Raw genomic sequence first — 22,447 nt, 5'->3', positions numbered from 1 at the left:
ATTTCAGAGGAATACTTTTAAATCAGGAAAGTAGTAAAAAGCAACCGCACCTGCAGTTGCTTTTATCGGCTCTTTGTCAACTGTAGTGGGTTGAAGAAAAGCTAAGATCTAGAAAGGACGGATTTCGTCCTTTCTTTTTTGATATTGAGAGCGATAAAAATCCGTTTTTTGAAGTTTTCAAAGTTCCGAAAACCAAATGCATTTCGTTTGATAAGTTTAATGAGATTATTAGTCGCTTCTAATTTGGCATTAGAATAAGGTAGTTGAAGAGCATTGACAATCTTTTCTTTGTCCTTGAGGAAGGTTTTAAAGACAGTGTGAAAAAGAGGATGAACCTGCTTTAGATTGTCCTCAATAAGTCCGAAGAATTTGTCAGGTTCCTTGTTCTGGAAGTGAAAAAGTAAGAGCTGATAGAGATTGTAGTGGTGTTTCAAGTCTTCTGAATAGCTCAAAAGCTTATCTAGAATCTCTTTGTTGGTTAGATGCATGCGAAAAGTAGGGCGATAGAAACGTTTATCACTCAATTTACGACTATCCTGTTGAATGAGCTTCCAGTAACGCTTGATAGCCTTGTATTCATGGGATTTTCGCTCAAACTGATTCATAATTTGGACACGCACACGACTCATAGCACGGCTGAGATGTTGGGCAATGTGAAAGCGGTCGAGAACGATTTTAGCGTTAGGAAAAAGTTTTCTGGAAATATCGTAGTAGGGGCTAAACATATCCATAGTAATGATTTTCACCTGACAACGAACGGCTCTATCGTAGCGCAGAAAGTGATTTCGGATGATAGCTTGTGTTCTGCCTTCAAGAACAGTGATAATGTTGAGATTATCAAAATCTTGCGCAATGAAACTCATCTTTCCCTTAGTGAAGGCATACTCGTCCCAAGACATAATCTCAGGAAGACGAGAAAAATCATGCTTAAAGTTGAAATCATTGAGCTTTCGAATGACAGTTGAAGTTGAAATGGAAAGCTGATGGGCAATATCGGTCATAGAAGTTTTTTCAATCAGCTTTTGAGCAATTTTTTGGTTGATGATACGAGGGATTTGATGATTTTTCTTTATTAGAGGAGTCTCAGCGACCGCTATTTTCGAGCACTGATAGCACTTAAAACGGCGTTTTCTAAGGAGGATTCTAGTAGGCATACCAGTCGTTTCGAGGTAAGGAATCTTAGACGGTTTTTGAAAATCATATTTCTTCATTTGACTTCCACACTCAGGACAAGATGGAGAGTCGTAGTCCAGTTTAGCGATGATTTCTTTGTGAGTATCCCTATTGATGATATCCATAAATTGGATATTAGGGTCTTTGATATCGAGCAGTTTTGTGATAAAATGTAATTGTTCCATATGATTCTTTCTAATGAGTTGTTTTGTCGCTTTTCATTATAGGTCATATGGGACTTTTTTTCTACACAAAAATAGGCTCCATAATATCTATAGAGGATTTACCCACTACAAATATTATAGAGCCCTTTTATCATTCTCTTAATAGCGTGTTGGTCCTGCACTTGCGCTGCGGATGTTCAAGCGTTTCTTGAGATAGAAGCGAAGGGCGAGGAGGACTGCTCCGATAATAGCTAGTGGCAATGGAGCAAGTACTGGGTTAAGGCTAGCTGGTAGGAAGCTTGTTGCAAAGAAAACAAGCAACCAAAGGAACATAGAAGCTAGGATAACCAGTACAGATTTCCAGAAAGGTGGACGTTGACTGCGGTCCATATCTGGTCCATAGTATTGGTAAACAAAGTAGTACATCAAGTAAAAGGCAAATCCACCAACCAGTCCAACCAATAGGAGGGTAATCAAACCGTAACCGATAGCCTGATCTGCTGAGAAGAAGGTTGTAAGGGCGCTGACGAGGGCAAAGAGACTAGTGATGAAAAGGGCTGAGTCCATAATCATGAGTTTTGGATCATCATTTTCTTTTGGATGCTCTTTTTCATATTGCTCTTTGACAGTGAAACTATGAGCCCAATGAGTCGGTGCGCCATAGAGGGAACGAGCAGTCGTACCCTTGGCTTGCTCTTCAAGGATTTGGGGAATAACTTCCTCAAAAATAGCCTTAATTTCAGCATCTGTTTTCCCATCTTTAATGAATTGTTGGGTAGCGATATGGACAAACTCTTGGTTTTTCTTGGTTAATTTTTGTAGATCAATCTGAGACATAGGAACTCCTCTTAGAACCATTTTTTATGGATGAGATAGAGAGTGAGCGAGACACTCATAGCAAAGGCGATAAAGACGATTAACCAGAAGGCATTTGGCTCGCCGTTTAGGGGGATTTCATTATCCTTAAAGTTCATCCCGTAGGCAGAGAAGACCATGGTTGGGATGGACATGACGATGGTCACAAGGGCCAAGGTTTTCATAATGTTGTTCTGGTTGTTGGAAATGATAGAGGCAAAGGTCTCTGTCATGGAATGAAGGACATTTCCGTAAATGTCTGCCATCTCGATGGCCTGTTGGGTTTCAATCAGGGTATCTTCAAGCAGGTCTTCGTCCTCAAGGTATTTTTTGATATTGCTGGTTGAGCTGGTCAATTTCTTAATCACACGCTCGTTTGTTTTGAGGGAGGCCTTGAAATAGACGATGGTTTTTTCCAATTCCATGAGCTCAATCAATTCTTCATTACGAGTTGATTGATGCAGTTGACTTTCGATTTGCTCACTCTTACGGTCGATTGAACGAAGGGCTGTTAGGTAAAGCTCTGCATTGCGATAGAGAATCTGGAAGATAAAACGCGAACGCATGAAAGTATAAAAATTACGCAATCGACGGTTGATAAAGACATCGAGGACTGGTAGAGGTTCCAAACACGTAGTGATAATGGTTTCCTCGGTGATGATAATACCAAGCGGGATGGTTACGTAGTAGGTGCGGTTATTTCTTTCTTCTGTGACCGGCACGTCTACGATAATCAGGGTGTACTCGTCTTCAATGGTAATACGAGACATTTCTTCCGCATCGAGCGGTGCTCGAAGGTCAGCAATATCGATATCGAAGGCATTAGCGATTTCGAGTGATTCATTTTGAGTCGGATTGACGAGATTGATCCAAGTACCCGGTTCAAGCGTATCGATCTCTTTAAATTCAGTTGTTGTAGAGAGAAAAACTTGTTTCATATCCCTTATCCTTTCTCATTTTTCAGATTTTTTCACACCGTACTATTATACTACAAAATCGGCCTTTTTCAAAATAAATCTAACAAAAATCCTGTTGCTATTGGATTTTTACTTTGTCTTGAAACGTTGATTTTTGAATTTGCTCCCCTTTTTGCTCCCCCTATAGTGCTTTTAGTGCAGTTTCGTAGAATGATACTGCTTTTTTTGCGTTCTCTTTTGAGAGGTGACTATATATATCCATGGTCATTGATAAAGTGGAATGACCTAGGCGGTACTGGAGTTCCTTGTATGGTATTCCAGAGTTAAGCAAGAGACTAGCGTGAGTGTGACGGAATCCGTGAAAGCCAATGTTAGGAACGTCAGCACGCTTAAAATGTGTTTGCAATCTTCTTTTAAGTCTTGAACTGCTAGGATACTCATGAATGAAATCAGAAAATACTACACTTTCACGTTGCCCTATCTTCCAAGCCTCTTTAGTTTGGCGTAGTTTGTACTGCTTCAGCATGCTAACAGTCGCTTGATCTATATCTATATCCCGATAACTAGCTTTAGATTTTGGGCTATTGATTTCTAAATCCCGATTTAGTGTTTTGGTAATATGCACAACGGCATTATCTAAGTCTATATCAGACCAGGAAAGAGCTAAAGCTTCATTGATACGGCAACCAGTAGCCAATAGGAACTTATAGAGTGTTGTCTCATAGTAGTAACGATATCTATCGCTATCTAAATTATCGAGATAACCAAGAAACTTTTTTAGTTCTTGATTTTCAAAGTGTTTTACCTTTTGGCGCTTCGCTTTCTGAGTGTTACGAGGTAAAACAACATCACGCGCAGGATTGGACGGTATAGCTTGCATGGTTACGCCATACTGTAAGATACGTTTGTTTAAAGCGTGTATCTTGTCATAATGTAGAAAAGCCCCTTTTTCCCCTCTATTAGTCTTGTCAGCAAGTTCGTTGATAATTGACTGGATAAGTGGAGTAGTGAGCTTATCGAGCTTGTAAGCCCCAAAAATAGGCAATATATGATTATCAATTAGCTTTCTAACATTGCCTTGAGTGTTTGGCTTAACCGTATTCTTATAACTTTCTAACCAGAGATTGGCTAATTCTTGATAGTTTTTTATGGTGCTAGCCTTTTGTCTAGTGGATCCTGCTTTTTGAAAAGCAATTTTTTCTTGAGTAGCTTTCTGCTTAACTTCCTTTTGTGTCCGCCCTGTTACCTTAGTTTTAACTTTCTTTCCTGTTACTTGGTCAATTCCTAGATATACATTAGCACGATAGACTTTACTACCGTCTTTTTTTATAACTTCAGTTATTTTCATGATGATAAACCTTTCTAAAATACATCAGCAGGCAAGCTATTATTAAAAGGGTTTTATATCATGCTAGGGCTTCACAGATTGCCCTGTATTCGATTGTTTTGTGTAAGGTTATAATTTATATAAGCAAAGACTAAAGTATTGTTACGAGCTTAATTATTTCTTTTTCAAATTATCTAAGTTAAATAATTTAACAGTTAGATCATGAATAACTTCTTTTTGGTCATCTTCTAAAGCTAAGAACTTATATATTGTTTCCATTTCTTTATAATTAAAACTAAGTAAACCCAAGAACTCCATTAAACTACTAGATAAGGCTTCACCATATGTTGTTTTGATTTTCTCTAATGGTAATTCTCCAAACTGTGAAACTACACTGCTAACCTTCCAAGCTTTATCAACTGGGTAATTTTCATGAGTTTTTTTTACTAGTTCTTGAGTATCTCTAAAATCACTATACCCCAGCAGATATCCAACGCTTACCCCGAAGAAGTCAGCTAGTTGCTGGGATTTTTCTGGTTTGATTTGGCTTTCTCCGTTTTCCCATCGTGATAGAGTCTTTTCTGATATACTCATTTCTTTTGCTATTTCCTTTTGAGATAGCTTTTTTTCTTTACGTAGCTTTTTCAATCTATTCATTTATATCAACACCTTTCAAACGTATTATATCATTCTTTTTCTCAAAACGGACAAAAAAAGTCCAATTAAATAAAAAATATCCTTGACAAAGACAAAAAATGTCTGTATAATCAAAATAAATCAGACAAAAAATGTCTGTTAAAATCTCCAGCACAACACTTTTCAATCTATTCTGCTGGAGATAGCTTTTAAAGATAATAGAAGGAGGTAAGACATTTGAAAAATAATATGCGTGTTATTTTAGCAAAGCAACGTAAAAAAACTGCTGATGTTGCAGAGGCTACGGGAATTTCAAAAAGCACATTGACTGCTTTGTACTATGAACGTGCAAAGAATCCAAGTCTTGATACGTTAAAAAAAGTATCTAGTTACTTGGGCGTTACGCTGGATGAATTTCTAGATACGAAAGAATAGAAAGGAGCGAACCTATCGCAATACTACACTACATTTACAGATTTCTTAAGTGGTGCTTTACCACTGGGGATTGAACTACTCGGAAGAAATTTCCGGCCAGAATAGAAAGGAGCTATCAGGAAATTAAGTTCACAGTATTCAGAAATAAAAAAACACGCCATAGCCATAGAAGCGCGTGAGAACAACAAAAAAAGGCTTAGCAATAACCACACCGCAAAGCCTTTCACACTAACACTAAAACGAATTTAACAAAGCAGGCAAGCTATTATTAAAAGGGTTTTAGTAAAGATTTATACCTAGATTATAGCATATCTGGGGCAATTTGACCATACGGAGAGCGCTAACTCTTTAAACTGGTACTTTCTCACGCTTTTAATTTGGCGACCGAGAGCGTGAGGCTACGAGCAAGAAACAATGTATAAGAAACAACCATTAAAAATCCCCACGCTCAAATTTTGGTCGAGGAGAGTGTGAGGAAATCATGTATAGTAAACGACAATTAAAAAGCCATCAGGGCAATTACACAACAAAGAAATAGAGGTAAAAAACATGGATACATTTTTAAAAGATTTTGGAAATGAGTTGCAACTCATTGAGGAAAAGCTGGAAATTTTATCAGAGTGGCATAAGTCTAAGAATCATATTGGAGCAACGGAAATTGCTGAAGATTGTAATTCAGTAATCAGTCAGCTATGGGTAAGGTTTTATAAATTATCTGAAGCGTACAAGAAGCAAGAAGCGAGCCATAAAGAGTTTTTCAATGCGAATGTTGAGAACTTACTTGGAGAATTAAAAAAATATGACGATGAATGTGTAACCAGACACGGTAAAGCCCCTGACTGGTTGCTATTCAATCTATTAGACCAAGTTGTAAAAGAGAATAAATTAAGCAATGGTATCATTCACAAGACCGCTTCAACATGGACATATTTACGGGATTTAGTAATTGATGATTTAGATAAAAGAGGGCTATTAAAATGACACTGGACCTAGACAACATGACACAAGCAGAATTTGATGAACAAATGGCTGAAATCAAGGAGAGGAATCCGAACCTCTTCCAGTTTATTGCTGATTTTGTAGATAGAAAGGTAAGCACCGAAGAGGTGGACGAGTTCCTGAAGATGGAGCGAACTGATCAAGTGGACTATATCAAGAATTACAAAGCGAGGGCATGACATGAATGAATTAGATTTAACCAATACACAGGCGGTAATCTTTATGGTGGTATTGATTGGCTTACTGCTTTATATAAACCACCGAGACCGCAAAAAAAGCGCCCAATTTGAGCGAGAAAGCCAACAGACGATAGAAACACCTATAGAAACACCTAGCGAGGATTTAAACCCTGATTATGGGCGATATATCCAGCTTGCAGGGGTAAGAGTTTACGGAGGCACTGAATGAGTCTATCAGAGAATGACAAACGAGTATTAAGACTAATCAAGGTAGGGGCTGAGAACTCTATAACAGGGGCAGAAATCAGCCTGACAACCAAGCTAACAGAAAGAACCGTGCAAGATATTATCAGCCGACTAATCACGCGCCATAGCGTTCCTATTGTTGGGGTTCGACACGGAACATTTAGAGGATATTTTATCCCTGCTAACAAAGAGGAGTTACTGGACGGAGCAAAAGCATTCTATAACCAAGTACAGGAAGAACAGAAACGCCTAACTGTCCTTTTAAATGCTGATTTAGAGAGCTACAAAGAAACCTTGAAGGAGGTGGGCGGATATGTTTAGCCTAAGCCGAGAAAGTGAGCAAGACCTAGCGCATGGCATTCTGGAGGTAGTGGAAAGATACCTGGAAGCGCGTGATAGACTCAAACCACGACTGACAGGGTTAATCTCAGCCCAGGAAGTCATGGATGAGTTAGATATAAAATATATGACACTCCAAAAATGGGAAAAAGCAGGGCTAAGACGGTATCAGCCGCCCCTAGAAGATACTAGGAAAATCTATTATAGAATTTCTGACTTGATGAAGTTTATGGGGGTGGAGAATGGCTAGCTTTGAAAGATTCCCAGGACAGAGAAGATCCGTTCGGACTACCAACGGCTACACTTGGAAAAATAGACAACTAACTCTTGAGCAACGTAAAGAGTTACAACAATTAAAGAAACTGAAAAAGAAACGATTGAAAAGCCAGAAAGGATAACTAATGACAGAAATAAAAAAACTTGGACAAGTTCCTGCTGAGACAATAGGGCCATCTGCTAGCATTTTGACAGGATTGTTGAGACGCGGGCAAGTATTGGGCATAACGGCACCAAGAAGATCCTTAAAGACTAGTGTAGTTATTTCTCTAGCCCTATCTTTAGCTCAGGGGAGTAATTGGTTAGAGTGGAAGAGCAAAAGAGCTTTCAACGTTTTGTATATCAATACGAATCATAAAGAAAACGACTGTTTTAGTAAGTTCATGCAGATTGCCCAACTTTTAGAAGTTGAGCAAAAAGATCTTGACAATATTTCTATCTTAACTCTTCCAAAGTCAACGGCCTTAGAAGATTTGGCCAAGGTTGTAAAAGATAAAGTACCAAACAATGTTTTTCAAGTGGTTATTATTGATAGTATTGATAATTTAAAATTACCACAGTTTGGGGGCTCCTTAGGGGATTATTTACAACAGATTAACCAACACGTAGGCGGTGGCCTGATCTATACACAAAGTCATAGAGATAGACCGAAAGGGACTACGGAAAGTTCAGACTTTGCGCAGTGGTCAGAGTCTCTAGCTCATTGCGATAGCTTGTTAGAATTTTTCAAGATGGAATTAGATCCCGAATTGTTACGCCTAGAGAGATTAGAAGCTGTCTGGGATTTGGCCAAGAATGTAATGACTACGCACAATAAAAGATATTTTCAGCTAAATGTAACAAATGACTATATCAATTTCAAAAACAAGAGAGCAACAAGCGAGGATTTACGAAACCATATAGAGGTAGCGCTGGAACATTTACCTACTGAACAAACGCGAGAAATTCTACAAAATTTTGATAACATAGATTTGCCATTAAAAACACGAACTTATTGGAGACTTGAAGCGGTCACCTCGGAAGTTGATTATGACGGGGAGAAAAATTTTCTTTTCTACTATCCACAGTTGATAAACGATAAGGAGAAAATATTAGCTTACCACGAACCAGGAATACCATTACCAAAGGATATTAAAGAAAAGGTGTGGGCTAATGAAGAAATTAGAGAAAGAGCGACGAATAAATTAAAATCTATGATAGCAGACTTTGAACAGGTAAATAATAGATTACCAAGAAAATCAGAGCTTTCACGTTTCGCAAAAATTAGTAGACCTAGCTTAGATAAACTAATTGAGGAATCTGATAATAATGTGGTGGTTATAGATGGATTGATACAAGAAAACCCAACTTATTAACAATTCAAAATGTGTAAAGACTTGTAAATTTTACAATGTAAAGACTTGTAAAAAGTTGTAAAAAAAGTGTAAAAATTTTACAAGATTTTACACCTTTACAAACGTAAAATTTACAACTCTTTACAACTCGGTGTAAAAGATGTAAAATAGCGTTTTTTTACATTTGTAAACTAATAAATAATACCTTTAAATCATTGGTTTTATGGGGTTTGTTGGAATATGCAAAGACTTGTAAAGCGTTGTAAAATTTTACAATGTAAACAGGGACAAAATCAGGGACACGACTAGAATAGCCTAGCGTCAATTCTAGTTTGTCCAAGTGTCCGTGAATTGTGGAAGTAAGAACAGGTACAGGAACAGGGGCGATTGAGCTACGCCCCCTGTAACCCTGTCCTTCAACACTTCCACGGTGCGCGGGTGTAACTTGTAAAGAAATGGAGTAGGTAACTAGTGGTAAAGAAGAGATTAAAAAAACGAGTTATCCAGGATAAGCACTTTTTAGCATTCAAGACAATGCCCTACATGGAAAATATTGGAGAAGTTATTAAGTGGACTGGTGATAACGAACCGATGAGGTATATTTTTGATAAAGCAAGAAAATATCTAGTGTTCGATAAGCTAACCTGTACATGGCAAGGTATGAACTTTGGAAATCCATCTAGGGAATTGCTGTCTAAAACTCCACGATTAAGGCATAGCACAAAAAGGATATACGAGAAGATGGAGGAAAGAAAGTTGGATCTTCTTTCACCACAAGATGGAGAATCTGCTTCTTATATTTCTGACTGGGAAACTTTTAAAAACAGTGAGCTTATTCAGACTTTGAAGCATGAAGACCAACTACTAAAACATTTTGTAATTATAGCCATACAACAGGGATATATTATCCACGATGAACGTAAAAAACTTGTGGGGATTGACTATCGGAGTATAAAAAAAGGAGGAAAAACAACATGAAAATTAAACTATTTTATCAGAAATACAAGCAAAGCCTAGAGGATTTTGAAAGCCAGGTAAATGGTTTTATGGCAGGCGTTGAAGTTATTGACGTGAAATATACAGAGGCAACAGTGGGGAATAGTGAGGATATGGATACACTAACCAGTATGATGGTTCTATACAAATAGCATGAGAGGCTAAACATGGAAATACAAGAAGGCTTTATTTATTTCAAAAGTTATGGTATAATAAAACTGTTAGAGGTTCCAAGGTTTGGGAGTATCACGCTTAAAATACAAGACGGCGAGATTGTCTCCAGCGTGGAATCTAAAACAACAATATTTAAAAAGAATACTGACTGAAAAAATCAGAGGTATAGCATAAAGTAGAGTAATCTATTTTGGCTATGCCTCTTTTGTTTTTGGAAAGATTGGAGGAAAAAGAAATGCCAACATTGCAAGAAGTCAAAAACCAGATGGACAAAGTACGGACTCAATTAGAGATTTTTGATCGCTTTGATGAGGAAATCAAGAAAACCGAAAAAGAAGTTGAGGCTATTAAATCTAAGAAAGCTGAGTTACAAACTTTTGAAGATTTTAAGGCAGTCAATTCTAAAGAGAAATATATTGCCGATATGAAAGAGCAAAGAACAAAACTCGAAAAAGAACGGATTAACTCAATCGTAGCAGACGCTAGAAAAATCAATGCGTTAGGTTATTTAGAAACAGCATTAGAGCAAGATGAAACAGTGAAACGCCAACGTCAAGAAATCAAACAGAAATCTATTGAGCTTCTGGAGTTGATTGCGAATTATAACGAAAACTACAAAAATACTGCTAAGAGATTGGCGGATGAGGTAAGAGAAACAGGTATCGAAGAGTTATTTGACCGCCTGAATACATCTCCAGAATATAGCGGAGTAAGTAAGCCTTACATTTACAGTGGTGTAGCTGGTTATATGGGAAGTCAATACCGCTATTTAGATCCAAAAGATGATTTAGCGTATTTTGTGAATCGCATCAATTTATTCGAAGGAGAACAATAATGAAAGATGAATATAAACAACTATTTCAAGAAATCGAAGAAGAGAAGAGACAAGCTGACTTACTGCAGGGGCTTGCCAAGAACGTAGAAAGTATTTCAAAATCTTATGAAGAGGAAGCTGTAACCCTTGAAGAGTTTAAAGCTATGGGCTACGAGCGCAGACGTGAACTATATGAGAAGGATAAAGCCCTATATGATAAGCTGCTGGGCAAAGAAAAACGTGGTTTATTAGGTTTGTGATGTGGAGGGGAGCAATCCCCTTTTTTTACATAAATCAGACAGAATTACACACGAGGTAGGGGAATGGTTAGAAGTTTAAAAGCAAGACTAGAAAAGATAAAGGAACACGCATCTCAGACGGAATACGCTACACAAGATGAGTGTATGTCTCTATATGTGGATTGTCTGAGATTAGCTTTTCAAGACAACGGACTGGATATAAACATGGATGATTATATCCCTAGAAAATTTAGTGACGTCAAATCTTCAGATTATAAACGAGCAAAAGAAAAAATAGACGAACTTAAAAGCAAGGTTAAAGAAAGCGAGGTGACTAGTATTTGACAGAATTAAGTAGAAAAAAAGAAATATTTATGGCCAATTATCTCATGACTGGGAATGTAAAAAAAGCTAGTGAATTAAGTGAGATCACTAGAAAGACGGCTTACAATTACTTGAACGATGCAACCTTTAAGAGAATTTACCGTGAAAGACGTAGCGAACAACTAAAGGAGTCTACTACGCTGTTACAGAATGCAAGCGTTGAGGCAGTCAATGTATTAAGGGAAATCATGCTTGATAAGACAGTAAGCCCGTATGCGAGACAACAGAGCGCCCAGAGCATTCTAAACATGGCTTATAAGGCAGTTGAAATGGTTGAGGTAGTGGAGCAATTAGAAGTGTTAGAGGCGAAGATACTAGATGAAGGCGATTAAAAACCGTTTAAATAGGTTGAATAAGTTAGCGGTGGTTGATGAAGTTGATACCGTGTTTTTGACGCAGATTGATACTGGACATTTTGAGGTAAGATATAGGATAGGTGGGAAAAATCCTAAAGATATTATAGAAGTCTATCCGACAAAAGAAGAAGCAGAAAAAGCTATCTCAGAAATTAGAAATACAAAAGGATTGCGGATATTCTGGGATAATATAGGTTTTTGTGATGATTAGCGCTTGTCAGTTATCAATCAGATAAGGAGAGTATCCTTGAACGCCGAGAAAACGAAAAAAAGCCAGCACAACTGACTCCTTTGTGATATGTCTGATAAAAACATTATATCATAAAGGAGCGAACTAATGGAACTGGATAAGTTTAAAACGATGATGAACGTAAGAGAGCGGATGACTTACTTTCTGAGATTCCAGAGGATGGCAGGGAGTGAAAACCAAGTTACGATAGATGAAGAGGCTTGGAAACTTGTCTTACCTGATCAGTGGAATTTGACTAGCAAGCATGAAAAAGCAATCCGTGAGGGGTTGGAAATATTCGCCCAAGACATCAATGGCATAGAGAACAAGCGAGCCAGAAAATACTTTATTATCCATTATTGCTACATGAGGAAGAAAACAGTAAGCGAATGTTTAGAAATTGCTGGGACAAAATCCACTAGCTACCACCGATACAAACAGATAGCCGTCTTAAACTTTGCGAGAATCCACCAGAACGGAGAGCTAGAAGCATATAAGTAGGCAAATGTAGGCTGAGGCTTCATATTCGCCCCCCTATTTCGCTTTGTTTTGGGGTAGACAAAACACCATGGATAAACTAGAAGCCTTTGGAAACGATTCAGGGGGCTTTTGTGGTTGAAAAGGATTAGAAAAGGTGTATAATATAGATAAAGAATAGAAGTAGAGAAATATCGGGAACTACGCCCCCTTTGGGTATCTGAAAAGCGGGGAATTCCCGTCCCGCCTATTCCAGCACCTAGAGAAATCTAAGTGCTTTTTATTTCTTTTACGAATAATAAAGTAGGAGGAAGGAAAATGAAGATTTTAAATATTGAACTTACGAGAATTGAAGAAACTAAACTAGTTTTTGAACATTAGGTAAACGTGACTTATAGTTTACCGATACTAAAGAATGTATACAATCTTAAGTTATTACTCCTATTAGATTTTAAGGTAGAAGATAAAGAGTTACTAGATTACTTAGTATCAACTTGGAAGTATCGTGATCTAGTGCTTCACTTAGTAGAGATACATAAGACAGAAAATTTAAAAAAAAATAGAATTAAACATATTATACTTAACAAGTATGGTATAATAAGAATAATAAAACAATGGAGGTGGCTGTGATGAATATGGAAAAATTTGCAAATCACATTATTGCAGTTGCTAAAGAAAATAAATTACCAATTACTAATCTTCAACTGCAAAAAATTATGTATTTCGCTTTTAAACTAGCAAAAGAAGATGAGATTATTGAAGAATCATTTCTGAGAGAAATGTATGATCAACCTTTTGAGGTTTGGCAGTATGGGCCAGTTGTTCGTGAGCAATATTTGAGGTTTAGAAGGTTTTCATCAGAGATTATTATTGGACATTTTGAAAAATCGCCTTCTTTGAGACTATTAGATCAAATAATCATAGAGTTGTTGAAGACAGATGTATTTACTTTAATTGATATTAGCCACCGTATTCCGTTCTGGTCTATGAACAGTGATAAAATTTGTGGATATACTAGTACAGTAAAATATCGATTTGAGGATATTTAATTATGACTCAATTAGAAAAAAGTTTTACGGGATTAGAGAAAAGTCTCTCAGGAGAACAGCAAGATTTTATTGATTATTTCTCAGAGTTTTTAAAAAAAGCTCCAGATTTTAATTTAAAAACAACAGCAGATGATGATTCTCTAAATACAATTACAAAAAGAATATTATCTAAGGTAAATCAGCCTGGAAGAAAAAAACAGGGCTACGGAACGAAAGAAATAAAAGACGATTTAAGATTATTAATTGAAATTGCAAAAGCGGACGAACTTTACAGGGTTGGTTATGCTGAAATAACTAAAGCTGTTTTGGAAGTAGATAAAAACAGAAAAGATATTCCTGATAAATTGGGCGATTTTTTAGAAGCTATAAAAAACGAATATCTTGATCTTCTAAGAGAATTTAAAGCGTCTATCTCGTCTAAAGCTCAATTATCTCTTATGGATAGCTATCAACAAAAAGCTATTATTTGTGTTGGAAAAGCAATAGAGCATGCTCGATTAGCTCATATTCAATACGATAGTTTGTATTTAGAAACACAAACTAAACTTTCTGGCATACAGAAAAGTTTAAAAGAAGCAGATGAAAAATTAAAAGAAGCAGATGAAAAATTAAATGATTACCAAACCGAAATAGATAGGCTTTCAAAAAAGCAGACGTCTATGTATACAGATTTTATAGCTATTTTAGGTGTTTTCTCAGCTTTTGTATTTGTGATGTTCGGTGGTTTTGATTCATTAGCTAAGATATTAGAAGGGTTACAAAATAAGGATGTATCAATTTGTAAGATATTGCTTATCTCTTCTATTTTAATTAGTTTTTTAATAACAATTCTCTATTCTTTAATGTATTGGGTTTCAGTTATTATTGAGAAACCTATCTTACAAAAAAGTTGTAAGTGTGAGAATGTTTGTTGGAATCTTAAACATCTTTGTGAAAGGCATAGATTCTATTTAACCGTAATGATCGTCTGTGCAATTGTATTTAGTTTTTCACTTCTATGTATTAAGTAGAACTATCTAAAAAATATTATTTCATCTTATATTATTAAGTGTCAAAAAAGCACGTTTGACCGTGCTAGTTTCTTGCCTGCTGAACTCGTCAAATTTTAGCCCTTTTGTGGGGCTTTTTTGCTCCCCTTTTTGCGTACTTTGGGGGAGCAAGTAGTAAAAAGTAATGTTAGTGTTTTTTGTTCAAAAGCGCGTGATATAAGGGTTAGGAAGCCCTAAGGAAACATAAAATAAGAAGTTTTTTATTATACTACAAATTCATCCTTTTGGGTAATAGAATCTCACTTTTTTTGGTATAATGGTAAGCAATAATGGACTAGAAAGAACAAAGATGCAAGATAAAATTGTCATTCATGGGGCGCGTGCCCATAATTTAAAAAATATTGATGTGGAGATTCCACGAGACAAGCTGGTTGTAGTGACTGGTTTGTCAGGTTCAGGGAAATCCAGTCTGGCCTTTGATACCCTCTATGCGGAGGGTCAACGTCGCTATGTGGAGAGTTTGTCAGCCTACGCTCGTCAATTCTTGGGGAATATGGAGAAGCCTGATGTAGATGCTATTGATGGTCTCAGCCCAGCTATTTCCATCGACCAGAAAACGACTAGTAAAAATCCTCGCTCGACGGTGGGAACAACGACTGAAATCAATGACTATCTGCGTCTCCTCTACGCGCGTGTGGGGACGCCTTACTGTATCAACGGGCATGGAGCTATCAAGGCTTCTTCTGTGGAGCAAATTGTGGATAAGGTTTTGGAATTGCCAGAACGCCAGCGCTTGCAGATTTTGGCCCCTGTCATCCGCAAGAAAAAAGGCCGACATAAGAGTGTTATCGAGAAGGTTCAGAAAGATGGTTATGTTCGTGTCCGTGTGGATGGGGAAGTCTATGATGTGACCGAAGTGCCAGAGTTATCTAAGAGCAAGCAACACAATATTGATGTCGTGGTTGATCGTATTGTTATCAAGGAGGGCATTCGTAGTCGTCTCTTTGATTCCATTGAGGCTGCCCTTCGTATTGCAGAAGGTTATGTCATTATCGACACTATGGACGACTCTGAGTTGTTGTTCTCTGAGCATTATGCCTGTCCAGTTTGTGGCTTTACTGTTCCAGAGTTAGAGCCACGTCTCTTCTCTTTCAATGCTCCTTTTGGCTCTTGTAGTGAGTGTGACGGCTTGGGTATCAAGTTGGAGGTGGATACTGATTTGGTAGTGCCAGATGCCAGCAAAACCTTACGTGAGGGAGCGCTAGCACCTTGGAATCCTATCTCATCAAACTATTATCCAAACATGCTAGAGCAGGCTATGACAGCCTTTGGAGTGGATATGGATAAGCCTTTTGAGGACTTGTCAGAAGAAGATAAGAACTTGATTCTCTACGGCTCAGATGGCAAGGAATTCCATTTCCACTATGAAAATGAATTTGGTGGTGTACGCGATATCGATATTCCTTTTGAGGGAGTTGTCAATAATATCAAACGTCGCTACCATGAAACTAATAGTGACTACACCCGCACCCAGATGCGCCTTTACATGAATGAGCTGACTTGCGGAACCTGTCATGGTTATCGTCTCAATGACCAGGCCTTGTCTGTCCGTGTGGGTGGCGAGCAAGGACCACATATCGGAGAAATCTCAGACCTGTCTATCGCTGATCATTTGGAATTAGTCAGTCAGTTGACTCTTTCTGAAAATGAAGCCATCATCGCTCGTCCTATTCTCAAGGAAATCAAGGACCGTTTGACCTTCCTTAATAACGTGGGTCTTAACTATCTGACTCTGTCTCGTTCAGCAGGAACCCTTTCAGGTGGGGAAAGTCAACGTATTCGCTTGGCAACCCAGATTGGTTCTAACCTATCAGGTGTCCTCTATATCCTAGATGAGCCGTCAATCGGTCTTCACCAGAGGGACAATGACCGTTTGATTGCCAGTCTCAAAAAGATGCGTGATTTGGGCAATACTCTCATAGTAGTGGAACATGACGAAGATACCATGCGTGAGGCGGATTATCTGATTGACGTTGGTCCCGGTGCCGGTGTTTTTGGTGGGGAAATTGTTGCGGCAGGTACGCCTAAACAGGTAGCTCGTAACAGTAAGTCTATCACAGGCCAGTACTTGTCAGGAAAACGTGCCATTCCAGTGCCAGAAGATCGCCGTACCGGAAATGGTCGTTTTATCGAAGTGACAGGAGCGCGTGAGAACAATTTGCAAAATGTCACAGCTCGCTTCCCACTAGGAAAATTCATCGCAGTGACAGGTGTATCAGGTTCAGGAAAATCGACCCTAATCAATAGCATTCTCAAAAAAGCCATTGTCCAGAAGCTCAACCGTAATTCAGACAAACCTGGTAAATTTAAGACTATTACAGGGATTGAGCATGTAGACCGCTTGATTGACATTGACCAAAGTCCTATCGGACGAACGCCGAGGTCCAACCCTGCTACCTATACAGGAGTCTTTGACGATATACGTGACCTGTTTGCTCAGACTAATGAAGCCAAGATTCGAGGCTACAAGAAGGGGCGTTTCAGTTTCAACGTCAAGGGTGGTCGCTGTGAAGCCTGCTCAGGTGACGGGATTATCAAGATTGAGATGCACTTCTTGCCAGATGTATACGTGGCTTGTGAAGTATGCCATGGCACCCGCTACAACAGTGAAACCCTAGAAGTTCACTACAAGGAAAAGAATATCTCGCAGGTCTTGGATATGACGGTTAATGATGCGGTGGAATTCTTCCAACACATTCCAAAGATTCAACGCAAACTTCAGACCATCAAGGATGTGGGGCTAGGCTATGTGACACTAGGACAACCAGCTACTACCCTTTCTGGAGGAGAAGCTCAGCGTATGAAGCTGGCTAGTGAACTCCACAAACGCTCGACAGGTAAGTCATTCTACATTCTGGATGAGCCGACGACAGGTCTTCATACCGAGGATATCGCTCGCTTGCTTAAAGTCTTGGCTCGCTTTGTAGACGATGGCAATACAGTCCTTGTTATCGAGCACAATCTAGACGTTATCAAGACAGCAGACCATATTATTGACTTGGGACCTGAGGGCGGTGTCGGTGGTGGAACCATCATCGCGACAGGAACTCCAGAAGAAGTAGCGGCCAACGAAGCCAGCTACACAGGACACTATTTGAAAGGAAAGTTACATCATGAATAAACGCGTACAAGCATTTCTGGCTAAAATGCAAGAAAAAGAACTAGATGGCATTATCATCAATAACCTTAAAAACGTCTATTATTTGACGGGTTTTTGGGGCTCAAACGGAACAGTCTTCATCAGCCGTGACCGACAGGTCTTGGTGACAGACTCTCGCTATATCATTGCAGCTAAGCAAGAAACCAGTGGTTTTGAGATTGTGGCTGACCGTGATGAATTGGCTGTCATTGCCGGAATTGTTAAGGATATGGGCTTGTCTCGTATCGGTTTTGAAGATGAGATTTCGGTCTCTTATTATCACCGTATGCAGGCAGCCTTTGAAGGGTTTGACTTGCTTCCACAAACTCAGTTTGTTGAAGGTCTTCGTATGATTAAGGATGAAGCGGAGATTGCAGCTATTCGCAAGGCTTGTTCTATCTCAGACCAAGCTTTCCGCGATGCGCTTGACTTTATTAAGCCAGGAAAGACTGAAATTGAGATTGCCAACTTCCTTGACTTCCGTATGCGTGAGTTGGGAGCATCTGGCTTATCTTTTGACACTATCTTAGCTAGCGGAATCAACTCTTCTAAGCCCCATGCCCATCCAATGCACAAACCAGTGGAGCTGGGAGAAGCCATTACCATGGATTTCGGATGTCTTTATGACCACTATGTCAGTGATATGACACGGACTATCTATCTGGGGCATGTCAGCGACGAGCAGGCGGAGATTTACAATACGGTTCTCAAAGCCAACCAAGCCTTGATTGATCAGGCTAAGGCTGGCTTAGGTTTCCGTGACTTTGACAAAATTCCTCGTGATATTATCATCGAGGCAGGCTATGGCGACTACTTTACCCACGGTATTGGACACGGTATTGGACTGGATATACATGAAGAGCCTTACTTTAGCCAAACTTCTACAGAAACTATTAAGGCAGGTATGGCCTTAACCGATGAACCAGGTATCTATATCGAAGGTAAATATGGAGTTCGTATCGAGGATGATATCCTGATTACAGAGACCGGTTGTGAATTATTGACCCTAGCTCCAAAAGAGTTGATAGTTATTTAAGAGTTAAACAACTCAAATGATTGACTTTTAAATTTTAAAGGTTTATACTGAAAAACGAAAACGGTAGGTGAGGCTACCATAGGGATACGGATGACTACCGCAAAGCAGTGGAGACACTACTCGTTGGTCAACAGTCCTGGTCGCGAAGGCCAAGACTAAGCTCATTACATTGCCCTATGGAGTTAAAGCTTGAACGAAAAACAGATAATTAGTTTTTTAATCCTGCCATTTTATGGTGGGATTTTCTACTGTTTAAATCAAAGAAAGGAGACAGACGATGCAAATTGACGATCATCCGGAACCGCACATACACAGCCAATCGCTGATTTGTGTCGTTCTGCCCTTATAAAGTGATTGGTCTCTGTGTATGAAACACATCATTCATACAGATAGGAGAAACCAATGAAAACTACAAAAGAAAGATTAGCAACAGCTATTCATACATCTTTAAACGAAACTCTCTCTTTTTATAAGACAAGTCTAACAGGCTTGACTGAGGAGCAGGTGGAGAAAAATCGTGACCTATATGGCGAAAATACCATCACAAAGGGTCAAGAAGACAGTATCCTCAAAAAGATTTACGAATCCATTATCAATCCTTTTACGATTATCTTACTGGTCATCGCCGTGATTTCCTTGGTGACCAATGTCTGGTTGGCAAAACCAGGTCAAGAAGATCCGACAACTTCCATTATCATCGTTGTCCTAGTCCTCATTTCTGGTGGCATACGCTTTGTCCAAGAACTCCGTAGTGATAAGGCTGCGACTAATCTATCAAAAATGATTGTCAACACAGCGACTGTCATTCGTCAAGGAGAAATCCAAGAAGTACCTATCGATGATTTGGTAGTAGGTGATGTGGTTAAATTAAGCGCTGGAGACATGATTCCAGCAGATCTTCTTTTATTTGAGTCGCGCGATTTCTTTGTACAACAGTCGGGCTTGACAGGTGAAAGTGAATCGGTTGAAAAATTGTCCTTGACCAAGGCAACAGTTCAGCAATCTGATAGTCTGCTAGAAGCCGAATCCTTGGCCTTTATGGGAACCAATGTCTTATCTGGTAGTGCCAAGGCTGTGGTTTTAGCAGTTGGTGATGATACCATGATGGGGGCCATTGAACAGACTTTGAACACCTATGACGAGCCTACTTCGTTTGAGCGGGAGATGAATAGTATTTCGTGGCTCTTGATTCGTTTGATGTTGGTCATGGTGCCCATCGTTTTCTTGTCCAATGGTTTAACAGATGGCGACTGGTTGGAAGCTGGCGTATTTGCTTTGAGTGTTGGTGTTGGATTGACACCTGAGATGCTTCCTATGATTATCACGGCTAGTCTAGCAAAAGGCTCCATCATTATGGCCAAGGAAAAAGTGGTTATCAAGAAACTCAATGCTATACAGGACTTAGGGGCGATTGATATCTTGTGTACAGATAAGACAGGAACTCTAACCCAAGACGAAATCGTTCTAGAATATCCCTTGGACATCCACGGACGCTTGGATTTGACCGTCTTGAGACGAGCTTATCTCAATTCTTATTTTCAAACGGGCCTGAAAAATTTGATGGACAGAGCCATCATCAAACGGACTGAAAAGGAAGCAAAAGAACACGCCCTCTTGCAAAATCTGGCTCAAACCTTTCAAAAAATAGATGAATTGCCCTTTGATTTTGAACGTAGACGGATGAGTGTCATCGTCAAGGATGAGAACGAAGTGGTTAGTTTAGTGACCAAGGGTGCCCTAGAGGAAATGTTGACGATTTCCAGTCATGCGGAATACCAAGGAGTGATTACCCCCTTGACAGATTCTATTAGAGAGGAAATATTAGCAGAAGTCAGACAACTCAATCAACAAGGTTTGCGTGTCTTGGGAGTGGCTTATAAGTCAGGTTTGAGGGAAGATCATGCCTATACAGTTGATGACGAAGGGGATATGATTCTAACTGGTTATTTAGCCTTCCTAGATCCTCCTAAACCATCTGCAGCACCAGCAATTAAGGCTTTGTTAGAACATGGAGTTCAAACAAAGATTTTAACGGGAGACAACGAAAAGGTTACCCAAGCAGTCTGTGAAAAGGTTGGTTTGGATATCAATCAGATGCTGTTAGGATCTGAAATTGACCAGATGAGTAATCAAGAATTGGCTCAAGCCGTGGAGGAGGTAACCGTCTTTGCCAAACTTTCTCCTGACCAAAAAGCACGAATTATTTTGCAATTTAAGGCTAATGGTCATGCTGTTGGCTATATGGGAGATGGAATCAATGATGCTCCTTCTATGAAAGTTGCAGATGTGGGGATTTCTGTTGACACAGCGGTAGATATTGCCAAAGAAACAGCTGATGTTATCCTACTTGATAAGGATCTCATGGTGCTTGAAAAAGGACTGGTTGAAGGTCGTAAGGTCTATGCCAATATGACCAAATATATCAAAATGACAGTGAGTTCTAATTTTGGAAATATCTTATCCCTATTGGTCTCTGGAATCTTTTTGCCATTTTTACCAATGGCACCAGTCCATTTGATTATCCTAAATCTAGTCTATGATTTGTCTTGTATTGCCTTGCCTTTTGACAAGGTGGATAAAGATTTTTTGAGAAATCCGCATACCTGGGAAGCTAAGTCCATCACACGTTTCATGGTTTGGATGGGGCCTATCTCTTCTGCCTTTGATATTTTGACCTTCAGTTTGCTTTATTTTATCATTGTACCCATGACAACAGGTCAAGCTTATGTTCATGGAGCGGAGTCTGCCGTAGGATTTATTGTCTTGTTTCAGACAGGTTGGTTTATCGAGTCCATGTGGTCACAGACCATGGTTATCCATATGCTGCGTTCAGCCAAAATTCCCTTTTTACAAAGTCGTCCAGCTTGGCTAGTCCTTGTGACAACCTTATTGGCTGCAGCCTTTGTGACCTTCCTTCCCTATAGTCCACTCGCAATCCTACTTCATCTAACTCCTTTAAAACCGATTTATTTCATCTTTTTACTTTTCATCATTATTTTGTATATGATTAGCGTGACAATTGTGAAAAAAATCTATATCAAAAAATATCAAGAATGGCTGTAAATTTCATTTTGTCAAGAAAAAAGTACGAAAATGACGAAAAAAGTTAAAAAAATTTAAAAATAGGTCGCAAGTCGGATGTTTTTTATGGTATAATAGACTAAACTGATAGTAACATGTAGCGAAAGGGGTAGGTACATGATTAAAATTTATACAGTCTCAAGTTGTACTAGCTGTAAAAAAGCAAAAACCTGGCTCAATGCCCACCAGTTAAGTTATAAAGAACAAAACCTTGGTAAAGAAGGAATTACGAGAGAAGAATTACTGGATATTCTAACCAAAACAGATAACGGAATAGCCAGCATTGTTTCGTCTAAAAATCGCTATGCCAAAGCCCTTGGAGTGGATATTGAAGATTTGAGTGTCAATGAAGTCCTCAATCTGATTATGGAAACACCGAGAATTTTAAAGAGCCCAATCCTTGTAGATGAAAAACGCCTACAAGTTGGCTATAAGGAAGACGATATTCGTGCCTTCCTACCACGCTCTGTCCGTAATGTAGAAAATGCAGAAGCACGTTTGCGTGCGGCTCTATAAACATCAAGGCTGGGAGCAACTCCCAGTC

At 38.9% G+C, this 22,447-nt stretch carries 28 protein-coding genes and 1 riboswitch; of the genes, 23 read left to right on the top strand and 5 right to left on the bottom strand.

Going from position 1 to position 22,447, the window contains the following annotated elements:
* Positions 1–101: 101 nt before the first annotated feature.
* The 5 genes from JJN14_RS09325 to JJN14_RS09305 all read right to left on the bottom strand — a co-directional run bounded on the left by JJN14_RS09325 (position 102) and on the right by JJN14_RS09305 (position 5,093).
* Positions 102–1,358, bottom strand: a complete 1,257-nt coding sequence (locus JJN14_RS09325; protein WP_201058285.1) for an ISL3 family transposase — start codon at positions 1,356–1,358, stop codon at positions 102–104.
* 138 nt (positions 1,359–1,496) lie between these two features.
* Positions 1,497–2,174 carry a DUF1129 domain-containing protein gene (locus tag JJN14_RS09320; protein WP_000078014.1) on the bottom strand — a complete coding sequence of 226 codons (678 nt, stop codon included), beginning with the start codon at positions 2,172–2,174 and terminating at the stop codon, positions 1,497–1,499.
* An 11-nt stretch (positions 2,175–2,185) separates the two neighbouring features.
* The gene (locus tag JJN14_RS09315; protein ID WP_000815623.1) at positions 2,186–3,130 is read right to left on the bottom strand and encodes a magnesium transporter CorA family protein; all 945 of its coding nucleotides are present in this window, start codon (positions 3,128–3,130) and stop codon (positions 2,186–2,188) included.
* 160 nt (positions 3,131–3,290) lie between these two features.
* A complete protein-coding gene (locus JJN14_RS09310) occupies positions 3,291–4,457 on the bottom strand; it encodes a tyrosine-type recombinase/integrase (protein ID WP_201058504.1) in 1,167 nt (388 codons plus the stop codon).
* A 153-nt stretch (positions 4,458–4,610) separates the two neighbouring features.
* Positions 4,611–5,093 (bottom strand): helix-turn-helix domain-containing protein, encoded by a 483-nt coding sequence (locus JJN14_RS09305; RefSeq protein ID WP_201058503.1) that lies wholly within the window; start codon positions 5,091–5,093, stop codon positions 4,611–4,613.
* Between the two features lie 216 nt (positions 5,094–5,309).
* On the opposite strand from JJN14_RS09305, the gene JJN14_RS09300 reads away from it, so the two are divergent.
* The 23 genes from JJN14_RS09300 to spx all read left to right on the top strand — a co-directional run bounded on the left by JJN14_RS09300 (position 5,310) and on the right by spx (position 22,419).
* Positions 5,310–5,507, top strand: a complete 198-nt coding sequence (locus JJN14_RS09300) for a helix-turn-helix domain-containing protein (protein ID WP_201058502.1) — start codon at positions 5,310–5,312, stop codon at positions 5,505–5,507.
* 549 nt (positions 5,508–6,056) lie between these two features.
* Positions 6,057–6,488, top strand: a complete 432-nt coding sequence (locus JJN14_RS09295; RefSeq protein ID WP_201058501.1) for a hypothetical protein — start codon at positions 6,057–6,059, stop codon at positions 6,486–6,488.
* Positions 6,485–6,685 (top strand): hypothetical protein, encoded by a 201-nt coding sequence (locus JJN14_RS09290; protein ID WP_057487035.1) that lies wholly within the window; start codon positions 6,485–6,487, stop codon positions 6,683–6,685. Before JJN14_RS09295 ends, JJN14_RS09290 begins: the two co-directional genes overlap by 4 nt.
* A gap of 1 nt (position 6,686) precedes the next feature.
* Complete coding sequence (locus tag JJN14_RS09285; RefSeq protein ID WP_201058500.1) at positions 6,687–6,914, top strand: hypothetical protein; 228 nt, start codon at positions 6,687–6,689, stop codon at positions 6,912–6,914.
* Positions 6,911–7,252 carry a hypothetical protein gene (locus JJN14_RS09280; RefSeq protein ID WP_000058837.1) on the top strand — a complete coding sequence of 114 codons (342 nt, stop codon included), beginning with the start codon at positions 6,911–6,913 and terminating at the stop codon, positions 7,250–7,252. Before JJN14_RS09285 ends, JJN14_RS09280 begins: the two co-directional genes overlap by 4 nt.
* Positions 7,245–7,520 (top strand): hypothetical protein, encoded by a 276-nt coding sequence (locus JJN14_RS09275; protein ID WP_004254862.1) that lies wholly within the window; start codon positions 7,245–7,247, stop codon positions 7,518–7,520. Before JJN14_RS09280 ends, JJN14_RS09275 begins: the two co-directional genes overlap by 8 nt.
* 151 nt (positions 7,521–7,671) lie before the next feature.
* Complete coding sequence (locus tag JJN14_RS09270) at positions 7,672–8,901, top strand: AAA family ATPase (RefSeq protein WP_201058499.1); 1,230 nt, start codon at positions 7,672–7,674, stop codon at positions 8,899–8,901.
* 450 nt (positions 8,902–9,351) lie between these two features.
* Positions 9,352–9,858 carry a hypothetical protein gene (locus JJN14_RS09265; protein ID WP_173219225.1) on the top strand — a complete coding sequence of 169 codons (507 nt, stop codon included), beginning with the start codon at positions 9,352–9,354 and terminating at the stop codon, positions 9,856–9,858.
* Entirely contained in the window at positions 9,855–10,028 is a 174-nt protein-coding gene (locus JJN14_RS09260) for a hypothetical protein (protein ID WP_201058498.1), read from the top strand. The genes JJN14_RS09265 and JJN14_RS09260 overlap by 4 nt, the downstream gene beginning before the upstream one ends.
* A 15-nt stretch (positions 10,029–10,043) precedes the next feature.
* On the top strand, positions 10,044–10,202 hold the full coding sequence (locus JJN14_RS10325) for a DUF2292 domain-containing protein (protein WP_080710203.1): 159 nt from the start codon (positions 10,044–10,046) through the stop codon (positions 10,200–10,202).
* A gap of 83 nt (positions 10,203–10,285) precedes the next feature.
* The gene (locus tag JJN14_RS09250; RefSeq protein ID WP_236253692.1) at positions 10,286–10,885 is read left to right on the top strand and encodes a hypothetical protein; all 600 of its coding nucleotides are present in this window, start codon (positions 10,286–10,288) and stop codon (positions 10,883–10,885) included.
* Complete coding sequence (locus tag JJN14_RS09245; protein ID WP_201058496.1) at positions 10,885–11,124, top strand: hypothetical protein; 240 nt, start codon at positions 10,885–10,887, stop codon at positions 11,122–11,124. The genes JJN14_RS09250 and JJN14_RS09245 overlap by 1 nt, the downstream gene beginning before the upstream one ends.
* A 63-nt stretch (positions 11,125–11,187) precedes the next feature.
* Positions 11,188–11,448: a hypothetical protein gene (locus tag JJN14_RS09240; protein ID WP_201058495.1), complete on the top strand. Its 261-nt coding sequence runs from the start codon at positions 11,188–11,190 to the stop codon at positions 11,446–11,448.
* Positions 11,449–11,477: 29 nt separating this feature from the next.
* Positions 11,478–11,819 carry a replication protein gene (locus JJN14_RS09235; protein ID WP_119942688.1) on the top strand — a complete coding sequence of 114 codons (342 nt, stop codon included), beginning with the start codon at positions 11,478–11,480 and terminating at the stop codon, positions 11,817–11,819.
* A complete protein-coding gene (locus JJN14_RS09230) occupies positions 11,806–12,054 on the top strand; it encodes a hypothetical protein (protein ID WP_201058494.1) in 249 nt (82 codons plus the stop codon). The genes JJN14_RS09235 and JJN14_RS09230 overlap by 14 nt, the downstream gene beginning before the upstream one ends.
* Before the next feature lie 126 nt (positions 12,055–12,180).
* The gene (locus JJN14_RS09225; RefSeq protein ID WP_000417886.1) at positions 12,181–12,573 is read left to right on the top strand and encodes a hypothetical protein; all 393 of its coding nucleotides are present in this window, start codon (positions 12,181–12,183) and stop codon (positions 12,571–12,573) included.
* A 363-nt stretch (positions 12,574–12,936) separates the two neighbouring features.
* Positions 12,937–13,179 (top strand): DUF7720 family protein, encoded by a 243-nt coding sequence (locus JJN14_RS10355; protein WP_419991900.1) that lies wholly within the window; start codon positions 12,937–12,939, stop codon positions 13,177–13,179.
* Positions 13,179–13,598, top strand: coding sequence for a Panacea domain-containing protein (locus JJN14_RS09220; protein WP_201058493.1), 420 nt, complete (start codon positions 13,179–13,181; stop codon positions 13,596–13,598). Before JJN14_RS10355 ends, JJN14_RS09220 begins: the two co-directional genes overlap by 1 nt.
* A gap of 2 nt (positions 13,599–13,600) precedes the next feature.
* Entirely contained in the window at positions 13,601–14,608 is a 1,008-nt protein-coding gene (locus tag JJN14_RS09215) for a hypothetical protein (RefSeq protein WP_201058492.1), read from the top strand.
* A 328-nt stretch (positions 14,609–14,936) separates the two neighbouring features.
* Positions 14,937–17,768, top strand: coding sequence for an excinuclease ABC subunit UvrA (gene uvrA, locus JJN14_RS09210; protein WP_201058491.1), 2,832 nt, complete (start codon positions 14,937–14,939; stop codon positions 17,766–17,768).
* On the top strand, positions 17,761–18,822 hold the full coding sequence (locus tag JJN14_RS09205) for a M24 family metallopeptidase (protein WP_201058490.1): 1,062 nt from the start codon (positions 17,761–17,763) through the stop codon (positions 18,820–18,822). Before uvrA ends, JJN14_RS09205 begins: the two co-directional genes overlap by 8 nt.
* A gap of 57 nt (positions 18,823–18,879) precedes the next feature.
* A riboswitch (M-box (ykoK) riboswitch) is annotated at positions 18,880–19,030 on the top strand.
* A gap of 194 nt (positions 19,031–19,224) precedes the next feature.
* Positions 19,225–21,885: a magnesium-translocating P-type ATPase gene (gene mgtA / locus JJN14_RS09200; RefSeq protein WP_201058489.1), complete on the top strand. Its 2,661-nt coding sequence runs from the start codon at positions 19,225–19,227 to the stop codon at positions 21,883–21,885.
* A 135-nt stretch (positions 21,886–22,020) separates the two neighbouring features.
* Positions 22,021–22,419, top strand: a complete 399-nt coding sequence (gene spx, locus JJN14_RS09195; protein ID WP_000591165.1) for a transcriptional regulator Spx — start codon at positions 22,021–22,023, stop codon at positions 22,417–22,419.
* The last annotated feature ends 28 nt before the right edge of the window (positions 22,420–22,447 follow it).

Source organism: Streptococcus mitis, assembly GCF_016658865.1.
Lineage (GTDB): Bacteria > Bacillota > Bacilli > Lactobacillales > Streptococcaceae > Streptococcus > Streptococcus mitis_BT.
This window is presented reverse-complemented; position numbering and strand designations above follow the sequence as displayed.

What these genes read in the sequence shown, in the direction of transcription:
- JJN14_RS09325 (WP_201058285.1), bottom strand. Translation starts at nt 1,358, where the DNA reads ATGGAACAATTACATTTTATCACAAAACTGCTCGATATCAAAGACCCT.
- JJN14_RS09320 (WP_000078014.1), bottom strand. Translation starts at nt 2,174, where the DNA reads ATGTCTCAGATTGATCTACAAAAATTAACCAAGAAAAACCAAGAGTTT.
- JJN14_RS09315 (WP_000815623.1), bottom strand. Translation starts at nt 3,130, where the DNA reads ATGAAACAAGTTTTTCTCTCTACAACAACTGAATTTAAAGAGATCGAT.
- JJN14_RS09310 (WP_201058504.1), bottom strand. Translation starts at nt 4,457, where the DNA reads ATGAAAATAACTGAAGTTATAAAAAAAGACGGTAGTAAAGTCTATCGT.
- JJN14_RS09305 (WP_201058503.1), bottom strand. Translation starts at nt 5,093, where the DNA reads ATGAATAGATTGAAAAAGCTACGTAAAGAAAAAAAGCTATCTCAAAAG.
- JJN14_RS09295 (WP_201058501.1), top strand. Translation starts at nt 6,057, where the DNA reads ATGGATACATTTTTAAAAGATTTTGGAAATGAGTTGCAACTCATTGAG.
- JJN14_RS09290 (WP_057487035.1), top strand. Translation starts at nt 6,485, where the DNA reads ATGACACTGGACCTAGACAACATGACACAAGCAGAATTTGATGAACAA.
- JJN14_RS09285 (WP_201058500.1), top strand. Translation starts at nt 6,687, where the DNA reads ATGAATGAATTAGATTTAACCAATACACAGGCGGTAATCTTTATGGTG.
- JJN14_RS09280 (WP_000058837.1), top strand. Translation starts at nt 6,911, where the DNA reads ATGAGTCTATCAGAGAATGACAAACGAGTATTAAGACTAATCAAGGTA.
- JJN14_RS09275 (WP_004254862.1), top strand. Translation starts at nt 7,245, where the DNA reads ATGTTTAGCCTAAGCCGAGAAAGTGAGCAAGACCTAGCGCATGGCATT.
- JJN14_RS09270 (WP_201058499.1), top strand. Translation starts at nt 7,672, where the DNA reads ATGACAGAAATAAAAAAACTTGGACAAGTTCCTGCTGAGACAATAGGG.
- JJN14_RS09260 (WP_201058498.1), top strand. Translation starts at nt 9,855, where the DNA reads ATGAAAATTAAACTATTTTATCAGAAATACAAGCAAAGCCTAGAGGAT.
- JJN14_RS10325 (WP_080710203.1), top strand. Translation starts at nt 10,044, where the DNA reads ATGGAAATACAAGAAGGCTTTATTTATTTCAAAAGTTATGGTATAATA.
- JJN14_RS09250 (WP_236253692.1), top strand. Translation starts at nt 10,286, where the DNA reads ATGCCAACATTGCAAGAAGTCAAAAACCAGATGGACAAAGTACGGACT.
- JJN14_RS09245 (WP_201058496.1), top strand. Translation starts at nt 10,885, where the DNA reads ATGAAAGATGAATATAAACAACTATTTCAAGAAATCGAAGAAGAGAAG.
- JJN14_RS09240 (WP_201058495.1), top strand. Translation starts at nt 11,188, where the DNA reads ATGGTTAGAAGTTTAAAAGCAAGACTAGAAAAGATAAAGGAACACGCA.
- JJN14_RS09235 (WP_119942688.1), top strand. Translation starts at nt 11,478, where the DNA reads ATGGCCAATTATCTCATGACTGGGAATGTAAAAAAAGCTAGTGAATTA.
- JJN14_RS09230 (WP_201058494.1), top strand. Translation starts at nt 11,806, where the DNA reads ATGAAGGCGATTAAAAACCGTTTAAATAGGTTGAATAAGTTAGCGGTG.
- JJN14_RS09225 (WP_000417886.1), top strand. Translation starts at nt 12,181, where the DNA reads ATGGAACTGGATAAGTTTAAAACGATGATGAACGTAAGAGAGCGGATG.
- JJN14_RS09220 (WP_201058493.1), top strand. Translation starts at nt 13,179, where the DNA reads ATGAATATGGAAAAATTTGCAAATCACATTATTGCAGTTGCTAAAGAA.
- JJN14_RS09215 (WP_201058492.1), top strand. Translation starts at nt 13,601, where the DNA reads ATGACTCAATTAGAAAAAAGTTTTACGGGATTAGAGAAAAGTCTCTCA.
- uvrA (WP_201058491.1), top strand. Translation starts at nt 14,937, where the DNA reads ATGCAAGATAAAATTGTCATTCATGGGGCGCGTGCCCATAATTTAAAA.
- JJN14_RS09205 (WP_201058490.1), top strand. Translation starts at nt 17,761, where the DNA reads ATGAATAAACGCGTACAAGCATTTCTGGCTAAAATGCAAGAAAAAGAA.
- mgtA (WP_201058489.1), top strand. Translation starts at nt 19,225, where the DNA reads ATGAAAACTACAAAAGAAAGATTAGCAACAGCTATTCATACATCTTTA.
- spx (WP_000591165.1), top strand. Translation starts at nt 22,021, where the DNA reads ATGATTAAAATTTATACAGTCTCAAGTTGTACTAGCTGTAAAAAAGCA.